The organism is Franconibacter sp. IITDAS19 (assembly GCF_023079515.1).
Taxonomy (GTDB): domain Bacteria; phylum Pseudomonadota; class Gammaproteobacteria; order Enterobacterales; family Enterobacteriaceae; genus Franconibacter; species Franconibacter pulveris.
Genome location: NZ_JALJCP010000011.1, coordinates 99875 through 113077, shown reverse-complemented (window position 1 = coordinate 113077; position 13203 = coordinate 99875). Strand labels below are relative to the sequence as shown.

Here is a 13203-nt window from a genome sequence, read left to right as displayed (position 1 = left end):
AAAATGATCAGGATTAATAAAGCGCGTTAAAGCCTGATAAAGCGCCATAGCGCTTATGCCGTTAATGACTGCATCGACTACACACATGCTATGGCGCTAAAAAATGAAAAAAATAACCTTTACCCAAAAAATAATAATGAGTTTCGCCACCCTTGTCCTTTTTGTCCTGGTGATGGGGATCGTCTCGCTGTTTTATTTAAACCAGAGCAACAGGCAGGCGCAGTCGTTGCTGATGCAGAGCGTGCCGGCAGTAAAATACACGCTGGAGATGCGCGGCGTTCTCTCGGAACTGCGCCTGCAACAGGTGCAGATGATAGCCTCTGCAACCCGTCAGGAGCGGGATAAACACCGGGTCGAACTCAACCAGGCGATAGCGAACTTTCTGCACGCGCAAAACAGTTACCTGGCGCTGGCGGAAAATAAAAAAGCGGAGCCGCTGGTTAAACGCGTCGTTGATAATTTCCAGGCGTTCGCCGCTTCAAATAATGCGGTGCTGGACGCATTGCAGCAGGAAGATATTGCTCGCGCGAGCCAGATTAGCGGTGACAATTCCCGGCAATATCGCACGCAGTTGATGGCGGATTTATTAACGCTTGAGAACCGCGAAATCGCCGTAGCCGATGCCGATACCCGCCAGACCGAAAATACCTTCACCACCGCCCGCACCGTACAGCTCTCGCTGATAGCGCTCGCGCTGCTGGTTTCCATGCTGATAGCCTGGAAGCTCACCACCAACCTGGTGCGGCAGTTGGGCGGCGAACCCGCCCGTGCGCAGGCCGTCGCCGCTATCATCGCGGCGGGCGATTTAAGCCACCCTATCGAGAACAATGGCCGCGCCAACATTATGAGCTCGCTGGCGATGATGCAGGAAGAGCTGCGCAAACTTATCTCCGCGATTCGCCACTCCGCCGAAACGGTGCTTAACCACTCGGCGGAAATCGCCTCAGGCAACCGCGAGCTTTCCGCCCGCACCGAGCAGCAATCCGCCGCGCTGATCGAAACGGCTGCCAGTATGGAAGAGATAACCTCCACGGTGCGCAATAACGCCGAAAACACCCGTCAGGCGAAAGCGATGGCGGGCGACGCCGCCACCCGCGCGCGCCAGGGCGGCGACGTAATGAATCAGGTCTCCGGCACCATGCGCGATATCGCCGGCAGCGCCGATCAAATGACTGAAATCATTACGCTTATTGAAGGCATCGCCTTCCAGACCAATATTCTGGCGCTGAACGCGGCGGTAGAGGCGGCCCGGGCAGGCGAACACGGCAAGGGCTTTGCGGTCGTAGCGGGCGAAGTGCGAAGCCTGGCGCACCGCAGTTCAGAGGCGGCAAGAAACATCAAACAGCTTATCGACCGCACCACCGATAAAATGGGCGAAGGATCGCGGCTGGTGACGCAGGCCGGGCAGTCGATGTCGGAAATCATCACCACCATTACGCATGTTCGCGATCTGATGGACGAGGTGACCAACGCCACACAGGAGCAGCAGCGCGGCATTGAGCAGATAAACCAGGCCATCGCCGAACTGGATCGGGTGACCCAGAGCAACGCGTCAATGGTGGAGGAGCTCGCCACTTCCGCCGACGCCATGACAGAACAGGTCACCGAACTCACGGGCAGCACCCGCGTCTTTACGCTCGCGCCGCGGAATGTGAGTGAAAACAGCGCAGCAGCGCCAACCTCCGCCCTGCGGCAGGTCATCGCCTGATGATGTTGAACAAAGCCCCGCCCGGGGCTTTGTCATTGTTTAACGCCACGAGTTGCTAACACTTTTCTTGACGCGCTGCTGCTACACTCCAGAAACGCAAAACACCCACCCATCACTTAAGGCGGATCTACTATGTCAGAAAATGATTATCAGCCCCCGAAAGTCTGGACCTGGAACTCGCAGGATGGCGGCTCCTGGTCGAAAATTAACCGTCCTATCGCTGGCCCCACCCATGAAAAAGATCTGCCGGTGGGCAAACACCCACTCCAGCTCTACTCTCTCGGCACGCCCAACGGCCAGAAGGTGACGATTATGCTGGAGGAACTGCTGGCGCTCGGCGAAAGCGGCGCGGAGTATGACGCGCACCTGATTCGCATCAGCGAAGGCGACCAGTTCTCCAGCGGTTTTGTGGCGGTCAACCCCAACTCGAAAATCCCGGCGCTGCTGGACTACTCCACCGGCACGCCGATCCGCGTTTTTGAGTCGGGCCACATTCTGCTTTATCTGGCGGAGAAGTTCGGTCAGCTGTTGCCGAAAACCCTGGCCGGACGTACCGAAGCGCTGAACTGGCTCTTCTGGCTGCAAGGCTCCGCGCCTTACCTCGGCGGCGGCTTTGGTCACTTCTACCATTACGCCCCGGTGAAAATTGAGTACGCCATCAACCGTTTCACCATGGAAGCCAAGCGTCAGCTCGACGTGCTGGACCGCCAGCTGGCGGAGCACAAGTTCATCGCGGGCGATGAGTACAGCATTGCCGATATCGCCATCTGGCCGTGGTATGGCAACCTGATCCTTTCCGGCCTGTATGACTCAAGCGAGTTCCTGCAAGCGGAGTCTTATCACAACGTGATGCGCTGGGCGAAAGCGATAGCAGAGCGCCCGGCGGTGCAGCGCGGCAGCATAGTTAACCGCACCTGGGGCGATAAGCAGCTCCACGAGCGCCATAGCGCTTCCGATTTTGACGAACTTGGTCTTTAAGCGATAAAAAAAGCCCCCGGAAGACGGGGGCTTTTTTATTGCGCTGGCTTAGTGCTTTTTTAAACCAGACAGAGAGTTAACGCAGATCTTTGATCGCGACGTGGTCCATATCGTCAAAGACCTGGTTTTCTCCCACCATGCCCCAGATAAAGGTATAAGCGCGGGTGCCGACGCCGGAGTGAATCGACCAGCTCGGCGAAATCACCGCCTGCTCATTTTGCACTACAAGGTGCCGCGTCTCCTGCGGCTGCCCCATCATATGGAACACGCAGCTGTTCTCTTCAAGCCCAAAGTAGAAATAGACCTCCATGCGGCGCTCGTGGGTATGGCACGGCATGGTATTCCACAGGTTTCCCGGCGCCAGTTCAGTCAGGCCCATGCTGAGCTGGCAGGTTTCCAGCACGTCCGGAATAAAATATTTATTGATGGTGCGGCGGTTGCTGGTGACATCGTCGCCAAGCGTCACCGGCGAAACGTCGGCTGGCGTCACGCGTTTGGTCGGGAAAGTGGTATGCGCAGGGGCGCAGTTATAATAGAAGCGCGCAGGCGTCGCGGCGTCCACGCTCTCAAACACCACCTCTTTCGCCCCTTTGCCCACATAAAGCCCGTCGCGCGGGTTCATTTCGTAACGCGTGCCGTCAACGGTGATGATGCCCGCGCCGCCGATGTTAATAACGCCCAGCTCGCGGCGCTCCAGGAAATAGCTGACGCCCAACTGTTTGCCCACTTCGCCGCCCACGCTTACGGTGCGGCTTACCGGCATAACGCCGCCCACGATGATGCGGTCTATATGGCTGTAGGTCATGGTGTAGTCGTCAGCGATAAAAATTTTTTCAATCAAAAATTCTTTGCGTAACCCGGCCGTATCCAGGGTTTTTGCGTGATCGCTATGAATGCTCTGGCGAACGTCCATTCTGGCTCCTCAATCTGTTTTTTCCGGGCTTAAGAAATAACCCAGGTGATTATTAACACTGAATATTCAAAACAATAAATAACAAGGTTTTTACATTAATTTTCACTGGCATTCATGGTAACAAACCGCGCAATCAATAATGTGACAAGGATAACTAAAACAGTGTTTCATTACTATTGAATCAATATTCCATACAGAGGATAGTAGCACCAGTTAGTTAACGAACAGGATAAATCAGCGACAAAAACGCTTTTTCTGATTGCCACACGTTACGCCTGCCGCTGCGTCAACGCAGTGAGAGGCTTACCAGGAAATACGCATAAGGCGATGAAAAATAAAAATTTTCGTCGACGGGATCGCTTTACCCTTTTTTAGCTCCGGTGCAGAACAGACTGCTGAGGTATTTTTATGAAAATTAAAGCCACAATGGAACGCATCCCGGGTGGGATGATGCTTATCCCGCTGCTGCTTGGCGCGGTTTTAAATACTTTCGCTCCAGAAACAGGGGCTTATTTCGGTTCGTTTACAAAAGGGATGATTACCGGCACGGTGCCCATTCTCGCCGTCTGGTTTTTCTGTATCGGCGCGTCAATTGATTTACGCGCCACCGGTACGGTATTACGTAAATCGGGCACGCTGGTGATAACAAAAATCGCCGTGGCGTGGGTGGTGGCGATGATTGCCTCTATGTTTATTCCCGATACCGGCATTCAGACCGGTTTCCTGGCGGGGCTCTCTGTACTGGCTATCGTTTCCGCGATGGATATGACCAACGGCGGTCTCTACGCCAGCCTGATGAACCAGTACGGCACCAAAGAGGAATCTGGCGCCTTCGTACTGATGTCGCTGGAATCCGGTCCGCTGATGACCATGGTTATTCTGGGTTCCGCCGGTCTGGCCTCGTTTGAACCGCACCACTTTGTCGGCGCGGTGCTGCCGTTCCTGATTGGCTTTACGCTTGGCAACCTTGACCACGATCTGCGCGCCTTCTTCAGCAAGGCCACGCCAGTGTTGATCCCCTTCTTCGGCTTCGCGCTCGGCAATACCATCAACCTGGGCGTCATTATGGATACTGGCTTGCTCGGCGTGCTGCTTGGCGTAGCGGTCATTATCATCACCGGCATTCCGTTGATTATCGCCGATAAAGTGATTGGCGGCGGCAACGGCACGGCGGGCATCGCGGCCTCGTCGGCCGCGGGCGCGGCGGTGGCTAACCCGGTTATCATCGCGCAGATTAACCCGGCGTTTGAGCCCGTGGCCGCTTCCGCCACCGCGCTGGTCGCGGCGAGCGTCATCGTCACTGCCATCCTTGTGCCTATCATTACGGCGCTGTACGCAAGGCACGTCGCGAAGAGCGTGCCGCAGGCAAAGCCGGTCAGCGAGCAGTCGCTGCAAAGGTAATGCGAAGCCCCGCGAAAGCGGGGTTTTTTTTGGTTAAGGATGAGCGGGCAAAAGAGAGGGAAATAAAAGACAGCAGCGGGCCAGGTGCGCCAGAAGCCGCCCTCGCTTAGCGTGAACAGGCGACGGGGTCCGCCGCCACGCCTTAGTTAATTAACGCCCCGCCCTCAATATCCACCACCGTGCCGGTAACAAACGGGTTGTCGATAACAAACAGATACCCCTGCGCCATATCTTCCGGTCGGCCGAACCGCCCCGCCGGCAACGTTGCGGCGGCACGCGCCAGCATCTGCTCCCGCGCTTCAGGCGTCATGGCGGCGTAAGCTTCAGTGTCGGTCAGCCCCGGGCTTACCGCGTTTACGCGCAGCGGAGCCAGCTCCCGCGCCAGCACTTTTACCGTCGCCTCCAGCGCGGCGTTAATGGCGGTTTTTACAAACGTTCCGGGTACGGCCCGGCGCGCCAGAAAACCGGTGGTCAGCGTCAGGGAACCGCCAGGGCGGATAAGCCCGGCGAGATGATGCGCCACGGCGATGCTGCCCCAAAATTTGGTGTCGAAGGCCTGCTTCGCCGCGCTGATGTCAACCTGCGAAAGCGCGCCGCCGGGCGCCTGCGAGCCAGCTGTCACGATAATATGATCCACCGCCCCGAGCGTTTGCGCGAGCTGCGCGACCTGCGCTTCGCTTGCAACATCCAGCGTGACGGTCTGCGTTTTCGCCACGCCATGCAGCCGCGCTTTCGCCGCCGCCAGTTTCTCCTCGTCTCGTCCGGCCAGCACAATGCTGCCCTCCCGCTCGCTTAACGCCTGGGCTACTGCGAAGCCAATGCCTGTCGCGCCGCCAATAATCAGGGTTCTTGTGCTGCTCATCGTAATCTCCTCATCGTCTCTGTCTGCGATAAAGCGACTTTACTTCTCCGGCTCATCTTTGATAATTGCAGCAAAACAACAGGCTCTATTCAGGAAAACGGAATAATGGGCAAGCTTGAGGATATGGCACTGCTGGTGGCGGTGGTGGAAGCGGGCGGACTGGCGGCGGCGGGCAGGCGGCTTACTCTCTCTCCTGCGACCATGACCGCACGGCTGAAAGCGCTGGAGGAGCGTTACCAGACGCGCTTTTTCAACCGGTCCACGCGCGCTATCGCCCTTACCCGCGCGGGCGAGGAGTTTTATCACGCTGCTTTGCGCGTGCTGGAAGAGGTCAGCCTGGCGGAGGCGAAGCTGTCGCAAAAAGAGGGAGAGCTTAGCGGCACGTTGCGCATCGCCTCGCCTTCCGACTTTGGTCGCCAGTTTCTTTCCCCGGCGCTGCTGGCGTTTTCACAGTTGCACCCGCAGGTAAAAAGCGTGCTGCTGCTCGCCGAAGAGGTCGTGGACCTGATAGCGCACCGCCTCGACATGAGCATCCGCTTCGGCAACCTGCCGGACAGCCGCCTCGCTATGCGCTCTGTCGGCCCGAATCACCGCGTGCTGGTCGCCTCTCCCGGTTATCTGGCGAAATACGGATCGCCCGCGACGCCGGAAGCGCTGGCGGAACACCGCTGTCTTGCGATGGAGCGGCATGGCGAAATCCTTAACGAATGGCGTTTTGAGCAGCAGGGAAAAATGCAGACCGTTCGCGTCGCGCCGCATATGGTTTGCAGCGACGGCGCGCTTTTGCGCCAGTGGGCGCTGGCGGGCGCCGGCATCGCCGGCAAATCCTGGTGGGACGTAAAGCGCGACGTAGAAGAAGGCAGGCTGAACGTGCTTTTCGCCGGGGCGTTTATCGGGTTTAACGCCCGTGACGAAAAGCAGGTGGGATTGCAGATTGTCTATCCTCAGCGCCGTTTTCAACCCGCCCAGGTAAGCGCCTTCAGCGACTTTTTCATTCAGTGGCTTAACGACGCCTGAGCCGCGCCTACGCCATAAAGACCTCATCCACCATCGCTCTGGCGAGCCGCGTGGCGGAGCAGAGACGCGGCATGCCGAGCGCCACGCTCTGCCAGGTCTGGGTGACGGACCAGGCGACGGGCTGGCGTTCGCTGTCGCTCCAGTCGCCAAGCCAGCTCAGCGTATCTTTGTAATCCATCAGCCCTGGCGCAGGCGGCGTGGTGAGCCAGTGGTGATAAAAATGGCGGGTGCCCGCGGAGGCGTTCACCGAGTCCGCCAGTTGCTCGCTGGCAAGCTGGCGCAACCGCGCCAGCAGCGTTTCGCTTTCATCCGCCGTTCCCAGGCGCACGGCCTCGCCAAAGGCGCCCCAACGCAGCTCTTCCAGCGCGACATAGCAGCGGCCAGCGGGCGACCAGGCGTTGTAGCGCCCGCCGCGCCAGCGCTCAAGCACCTGTTCGCAGTGCTGATGCGCCTCCGCTGGTAAATCGCGTTTCTGCCGCTGCGTTTCCAGACGCGTCATGCGCTGCTGAAACTGCGTACTCAGCATTTCCAGTTGGGCGTGCAGCCCGGCGTCATTACCGGCCTGCGCCTGAAGTTTGCTAAGCCGGTCTGCGACCAGACTTATCGCCAGATGGCCGGGCGATAAAAGCCCGGCCAGTTGATCGAGCCATTGCAGCAGCCGGACGTCGTTGTGCATCAACGAGCCTGACGCCGCCCACTGACGCAACGGCGCTTTATGCATTAGCTCCTGGGTCAAACGTTCACGAATCGTCTGCTGGTGCGGCGCAAGCCGGCTCGGACGCGTCTGATGAATGCCCTTCGCTAAATCCACCATCAGTTTGATGCCGAGGCAGCTAACGTGCCGCCCCGGGCCTTCCATTAACAGGCTGCTCATGGTTACTGCTCCGCCAGGAAAAGCGTTTGAATGTCGTCGCGCAACAGTCTTGCATCCTCATGAATAAACTGAGCGGCCGTCGCGCAGTGCGTAAGCTGCCGGCGCAACTGGGCCAGCGACGCCTCGCTTTGCTGACGAGCCATCAGACTCTGGCGCAGACTGGCGTCAATGGAGGTTAACCCCTGCTGAAACTCCGCGAAAAAGGTCGCCAGCCCCGCCGTTACCGAGATATCAATCTGCGCATTCATCGCTTTGCGAATTTGCGTGCAGAAGTGACTGACATACTGGCTCAGCCGTTCCTGCAGCTTGGGCAAATCAATGACATAGCGGGCGCTGGTCATGGTGTACTCTTCCCATCGCCACTCATTGCTGCTAAGCCATCGCGCCATCGTACTGCGCATGCCTCCCTGACGACGCGCCTGAGAGACCGGCGCGCGCGCTTCTTCTATTACGTCGGTGAAAAGCTGGTGCGCGTTGAAGTTAAGCTGGCTCGACTCAAAGGCCGGCAGCGAGATATGCGTGCTAAATCCCGCCTGGCTAAGGCCATTCGCCACGCGCGCTTCAATCGGCGCTATCGCGTCGCGCAAAATACGCCCGAGCGCATTCTCAAGGTGGCGAAAATGCAGCGCCAGCTCACGCGTCAGGTTCTCCTGAACAGAGAGCAGGATCACTTCGCACGAGGCGCGAAGCTTGTGCATCATCAGGCGCGCATCGCTCTCCTCTTCCAGCACAATCTGCTGGCAGCCTGGCTCAAAATCGCTGCGGCGAAGCACCGCCTTGCTCATGGTGCTGCTCAGCTCGATAGGCGGCACCTTGCCGGTCTGAAAATAGGTATGAATGGCTTGCTGGATCTGTTTTTCATGGCCTGCGATGCACTCCGCTCCGGTTTGCAGCGCAAGTTTTACCTCGTGCTGCACCGCCTCTTTTACGCTCTCCTGGCAACGCTCAAGCCGGTCGATATCTTCTTCCAGTTGATTAATATTCTCCAGCAACCGCTCGCTTTTAATCTCCAGCCCCTGGCAGCGAAAGGCCAGATACTCTTCAGCGCTTTGCGCATAGTTCAATAGCTTATGCGAGGCGGAACGCAGGGCATAAAGTGAGGCGTTGGCGTGGGCGGCGTGCAACAGCGCTTTGATGGGCTGTTCGAACAACGAATCTTCCCACAGCAGGTTCGCCGCGTGATGAACATGATCCACATCGCTCAGATCCGCCGTACGCCAGCGGCGTCCCAGGGCCGCTTCGGCGAAATCCTGCACCCAGCGCTGCTCGGTATGGTCGGGTAACGATCCGCGTAACGCCAGCTCATGCCGGGCGCGGTTCGCCAGATAGCCCCACATCGACGACACCGGGAAAACGTGGCTGGGATCGATAGCGCCTTTCATCAGCGTGCCGGCAATCAGCGCGCGCACTTGCGCTTCATCGTCGCTGTTGCGATCTTTCTGGTCGAATTTATTAACCAGCGCAAACAGCGGCACCGATTTGCTGACGGAGGCAAGCGCCTGGCGCACCTCTTCATCGGAAATTGACTTTAGCTGGGTGTAATCCATTACCGCCAGCACCGCGGAGGCGCGGGAAATCTGCTCTTGCAACATGTGTTGCAGATGAGGCTGCCCGGCCTCGTTGGGTCCCGGCGTGTCCAGCAGCGTCAGCTGCCCGTGGCCTTTCTCAAGCCCGGCGAGATGCATGAACTCCACTTCGATAACCGGAATATGCTCAATGGCCGCATAAGCGCTGAAAGGGAAAGGCACCTCCAGCACGCCTGAAAGCCGCACCAGGTCGTTGAGGCTTTTCAGACAGTGGAAAATAGGCTGCGCGCCGAGGTAGTGCTTTTCAAACGTGGTGCCGCTGATAATACGCTGCAGCAAGCTTTCCATATCGTTATCCACTTCCAGCTGCCCGGCCAGCAAGTCGCGGGGGTAATGAGCGAGCCGCTCTTGCAGCGCCTGCATTAAGGTCTCTATCGGCCGCACGTGGGAGAAATGCAGCACCGGCTCTTTCTGTCCTGGCGTGTGGCGAATAAGCGTTGGCAACGCAGTCATCGGTCGATTGCGATTAGGCAACACTTCTGTGCCGACAATGGCGTTAATGGTGGTGGATTTCCCCGCTTTCATGGTGCCGACAATCGCCAGCACCATTTCCTGTTGGGTAATTTTACGCAGCTCGTTTTGCAACGTTTCCTGCTGCGCCTCTACGCCCCGCGCGCTGAAGTGCAGCGGATGAACGGTGGCGCTTCGTCCGGCATCCGCCGTCGGGTGGTTTTCCTGCATGCCGGAAGGCATCTGCTTTAAGGCGTTGAGATTATGCAACGCGAATTGAAGCAGCCGCTCCGCCTCCTGGCTTAATTCAAAAAATGTCTGTGTGTGCATGAAAAATCTTTCCTTAACACAAATTGGCTAATCTTTTGTGTCTTCTCTTTTTAATAATCTGAGACCGCTTTTTATAATTACGTGAGGAAAATATCTTGCGAATCACAACGACACCAGGTGCAACCCAGTTAATAAAATGCCATACCATCGCTATGGTAAAATAAACTTTAAGCTATATAAGCAATGCGGGAATGTTTTTCCCGTCGTTACAACGCCCTCCGCATTGCGGCGCAATACAGAATAGCGTGTTTTAAGTGATTAAAAGGATATATCGCCCACGCTTTACCAGACGGTTTTAAAGCGCTAAAGCCAGTCTGCCGTAAAAGGCTAATAAATTCCGTTCAGATAAGCCTCCTCAGAATAACACTGCGCGCTAATAAATCACGATATATGTTCTTGAGCAGAGAAGAAAACGATACGCCGACCGTCTTTATCTGCGAGACATTCCTATCATGAACCAGGCATTTGACAGGGTGTGTCACGCCCTGTCCGTTATTCGCGTTTTTAACGCAGAATAAACCCAAAAAAGGCAGGGAATTGCGGTATAATTGCCGCCCTTTGCGCCCTGGCGCCTGTTACTTTTCTCTGGCGACGCCACTTTTACCGCCAGTTTTATTCTTTTTTAGAGGACACTTTATGTCACTACCCCACTGCCCTGAGTGCCAGTCTGAGTACACCTACGAAGACAACGGTCTGTACGTTTGCCCGGAATGCGGCCATGAGTGGCAACCCGGCGAAGCCGCAGCTGAAAGCGACGCGCTTATCGTGAAGGACGCGAACGGCAATCTGCTTGCCGACGGCGACAGCGTTACCGTAATCAAAGATCTCAAGGTAAAAGGCAGCTCTTCGATGCTGAAAATCGGCACAAAGGTGAAAAACATTCGCCTGGTGGAAGGCGACCATAATATTGATTGCAAAATCGAGGGCTTTGGCCCCATGAAGCTCAAGTCTGAGTTTGTGAAAAAAAGCTGACGCCCCGCCCTGCCTTGCGCAGGGCGCTTTTTCGCCCTTTCGCTGCGCCTGCACGCCCTCTTCCCCGCTCGCTATAGCCCGCTGGTACAACAACCTGACGTAAGGGGCTGAACTGACTATAAATCCTCGTCTGCCTCAGCATTTTCTGTTTATTTGCCGCCAATAGCGAGTCTATTTCCGCAGAAACTCATTCACATAAAAAAAGAGAACTCTGACGGTATCGGGTTAATTGTGCGATCAGAATCACGCCTCTTTCAGGTAATTTATTTCTTTTTTATGCTGTATAAAAACATTATTAAAGCTATGCTAGCTTCTTATTCACGCCCAAAAAATGCCGCTACGGCAGTTTCACATAAATTCGTTTGCAATCAACAAATTAAATTACTGCTTAAATTTTAATTATCAGCACTTAAATTGAAATACCATTTTATTTACTGACACCGCCCCTTGCAAAACAAATTTTTCCGCCAGGCTAAAGCGCTGTAATTTCCCGCCGAAAATAAAAGTAACGATCAGAATTGATGGATTAAGCTCCAACGGATGAAATTATGCGCAAGCACCCTTTCGTTACCGATATAGAATATATCCTTGAAGACCACGCAACATTAATGTCGACCACCGATACCCAAAGCTATATCACCTATACCAATGACAGCTTTGTTGAAGCGAGTGGGTTCGACCGCGACGAACTTATCGGACAGCCGCACAATGTGGTACGCCATCCTGATATGCCCGCACAGGTTTTTGTCGATATGTGGGAAACGCTGAAAAGAGGCGAACCCTGGACGGGGCTTGTGAAGAACCGCCGCAAAAATGGCGATTTCTACTGGGTGCGGGCGAACGCTATTCCGATCGTACGCGATAACCAGACGCAGGGCTTTATGTCGATTCGCACCAAAGCCAGCCGTGAGGAGATTGAGAAAGCGCAGGGAATTTACCGGGCGATGAATGCCGGTCAGCTAAAGGGCTGGCGCTTTCATCGCGGCCTGCTGGCGCGCCGCGGTCCTGCCGCCCTGCTTGCGCCGTTGAGAACGCTGTCGCTGCGCTGGCGGCTACGCGCGCCGCTGCTGATGCTGCTGGCGGCAAGCGCGCTGGCGCTCTGGTGGGCGAACTTGCCGCTTCACCTGACGGGCCTGCTGCTTGGCGGCCAGCTGCTGGCGACGCTGCTGCTGGGGGTGTGGCTGGAAGCGCAAATCGTCCGTCCAATGGAAAAAGTGTGCCAGCAGGCGTTGCGTGTCGCCACGGGCGCCAGCCATAGCGTGGAGCATATGCAACGCGCCGATGAAACTGGCGTGATGCTGCGCGCTATCAGCCAACTGGGGTTGATGTTCCGCTGGCTGATTAACGACGTCTCAAGCCAGGTTCACTGCGTGCGTAACGGCAGCGACCGGCTGGCGCAGGGCAATGAGGAGCTCAATGAACGCACCCGGCAGACCGCGGTTAACGTTCAGCAGACGCTCGCGACCATGAACCAGATGTCGGGCACCGTGCAGAGCAATACCGAAACCGCGCAGGAGGCAAACGCCCTCTCTCGCCGCGCCCGTATGGCGGCGCAAAATGGCGGCGAGGCGATGCACACGCTTATCGCCACCATGGACCAGATAGCCGCCAGCACGGCGGAAATCAACAGTATTACCACGCTTATCGACAGCATCGCCTTCCAGACCAATATTCTCGCGCTTAACGCCGCCGTTGAAGCCGCCCGCGCAGGCGAACAGGGTAAAGGGTTCGCGGTGGTGGCGGGCGAAGTGCGAAGCCTCGCCAGCCGCAGCGCCACCGCCGCCAGCAATATTCGCCAGTTAATAGAGGCCAGCGCCGATAAGGTGCAATCCGGCGCGGTGCATGTGCAGGAGGCAGGCCAGACCATGCGCGAAATCGTCGAGCAGGTGAAAAACGTCAGCGGCCTGATTGCGCAGATAAGCGACGCCACCGCCCATCAGGCGCAGGGGCTGAATGAGCTTACCCGCGCCGTGGATGAGCTGGATGACATCACCCAGCAGAACGCCACGCTGGTTGAGCAAGGGGCGCACGCCTCGGCGACCGTGAAGCGCCAGGCGACGCGGCTTGCCGACGCGGTGGCGGTGTTCCGCTAACCTCTTCAACGGGTCGCTC

10 protein-coding genes are annotated in these 13203 nt (G+C 56.8%); 6 read left to right on the top strand and 4 right to left on the bottom strand.

Features of this window, described 5'->3' with window-relative positions; translation table 11 throughout:
• Window positions 1-103: 103 nt before the first annotated feature.
• Complete coding sequence (locus tag MT962_RS20930) at window positions 104-1708, top strand: methyl-accepting chemotaxis protein (protein WP_024557256.1); 1605 nt, start codon at window positions 104-106, stop codon at window positions 1706-1708.
• Between the two features lie 132 nt (window positions 1709-1840).
• The gene (gene yghU, locus MT962_RS20925) at window positions 1841-2686 is read left to right on the top strand and encodes a glutathione-dependent disulfide-bond oxidoreductase (protein ID WP_024559821.1); all 846 of its coding nucleotides are present in this window, start codon (window positions 1841-1843) and stop codon (window positions 2684-2686) included.
• A gap of 76 nt (window positions 2687-2762) precedes the next feature.
• Here the strand turns inward: yghU and kduI are convergent, their stop codons facing one another.
• Window positions 2763-3599, bottom strand: a complete 837-nt coding sequence (kduI, locus tag MT962_RS20920; RefSeq protein WP_048887132.1) for a 5-dehydro-4-deoxy-D-glucuronate isomerase — start codon at window positions 3597-3599, stop codon at window positions 2763-2765.
• A 408-nt stretch (window positions 3600-4007) separates the two neighbouring features.
• Between kduI and kdgT the strand changes: the two genes are divergently transcribed.
• A complete protein-coding gene (gene kdgT, locus MT962_RS20915) occupies window positions 4008-5000 on the top strand; it encodes a 2-keto-3-deoxygluconate transporter (protein ID WP_024559819.1) in 993 nt (330 codons plus the stop codon).
• Between the two features lie 142 nt (window positions 5001-5142).
• Here the strand turns inward: kdgT and MT962_RS20910 are convergent, their stop codons facing one another.
• Window positions 5143-5862, bottom strand: a complete 720-nt coding sequence (locus MT962_RS20910; RefSeq protein ID WP_029696808.1) for an SDR family oxidoreductase — start codon at window positions 5860-5862, stop codon at window positions 5143-5145.
• Window positions 5863-5967: 105 nt separating this feature from the next.
• Here MT962_RS20910 and MT962_RS20905 point away from each other — a divergent pair, with 105 nt between their 5' ends.
• Window positions 5968-6879, top strand: coding sequence for a LysR family transcriptional regulator (locus MT962_RS20905; protein WP_024557261.1), 912 nt, complete (start codon window positions 5968-5970; stop codon window positions 6877-6879).
• A 7-nt stretch (window positions 6880-6886) separates the two neighbouring features.
• Here MT962_RS20905 and MT962_RS20900 read toward each other — a convergent pair whose 3' ends face one another.
• Both MT962_RS20900 and crfC read right to left on the bottom strand, forming a co-directional pair.
• Window positions 6887-7753, bottom strand: a complete 867-nt coding sequence (locus MT962_RS20900; protein ID WP_024559817.1) for a diguanylate cyclase regulator RdcB family protein — start codon at window positions 7751-7753, stop codon at window positions 6887-6889.
• A gap of 2 nt (window positions 7754-7755) precedes the next feature.
• Window positions 7756-10119 carry a clamp-binding protein CrfC gene (gene crfC / locus MT962_RS20895; protein ID WP_024559816.1) on the bottom strand — a complete coding sequence of 788 codons (2364 nt, stop codon included), beginning with the start codon at window positions 10117-10119 and terminating at the stop codon, window positions 7756-7758.
• 636 nt (window positions 10120-10755) lie between these two features.
• Between crfC and MT962_RS20890 the strand changes: the two genes are divergently transcribed.
• Together MT962_RS20890 and MT962_RS20885 are read left to right on the top strand one after the other, a co-directional pair.
• The gene (locus MT962_RS20890; RefSeq protein ID WP_024557264.1) at window positions 10756-11091 is read left to right on the top strand and encodes a zinc ribbon domain-containing protein YjdM; all 336 of its coding nucleotides are present in this window, start codon (window positions 10756-10758) and stop codon (window positions 11089-11091) included.
• Window positions 11092-11639: 548 nt separating this feature from the next.
• Window positions 11640-13184, top strand: a complete 1545-nt coding sequence (locus MT962_RS20885) for a PAS domain-containing methyl-accepting chemotaxis protein (RefSeq protein WP_247366347.1) — start codon at window positions 11640-11642, stop codon at window positions 13182-13184.
• The last annotated feature ends 19 nt before the right edge of the window (window positions 13185-13203 follow it).

Excerpts from the sequence above, each read along its gene's own strand:
- MT962_RS20930 (WP_024557256.1), top strand. The coding sequence starts at position 104 with ATGAAAAAAATAACCTTTACCCAAAAAATAATAATGAGTTTCGCCACC.
- kdgT (WP_024559819.1), top strand. The coding sequence starts at position 4,008 with ATGAAAATTAAAGCCACAATGGAACGCATCCCGGGTGGGATGATGCTT.
- MT962_RS20890 (WP_024557264.1), top strand. The coding sequence starts at position 10,756 with ATGTCACTACCCCACTGCCCTGAGTGCCAGTCTGAGTACACCTACGAA.
- MT962_RS20885 (WP_247366347.1), top strand. The coding sequence starts at position 11,640 with ATGCGCAAGCACCCTTTCGTTACCGATATAGAATATATCCTTGAAGAC.
- crfC (WP_024559816.1), bottom strand. The coding sequence starts at position 10,119 with ATGCACACACAGACATTTTTTGAATTAAGCCAGGAGGCGGAGCGGCTG.
- MT962_RS20905 (WP_024557261.1), top strand. The coding sequence starts at position 5,968 with ATGGGCAAGCTTGAGGATATGGCACTGCTGGTGGCGGTGGTGGAAGCG.
- MT962_RS20900 (WP_024559817.1), bottom strand. The coding sequence starts at position 7,753 with ATGAGCAGCCTGTTAATGGAAGGCCCGGGGCGGCACGTTAGCTGCCTC.
- kduI (WP_048887132.1), bottom strand. The coding sequence starts at position 3,599 with ATGGACGTTCGCCAGAGCATTCATAGCGATCACGCAAAAACCCTGGAT.
- yghU (WP_024559821.1), top strand. The coding sequence starts at position 1,841 with ATGTCAGAAAATGATTATCAGCCCCCGAAAGTCTGGACCTGGAACTCG.
- MT962_RS20910 (WP_029696808.1), bottom strand. The coding sequence starts at position 5,862 with ATGAGCAGCACAAGAACCCTGATTATTGGCGGCGCGACAGGCATTGGC.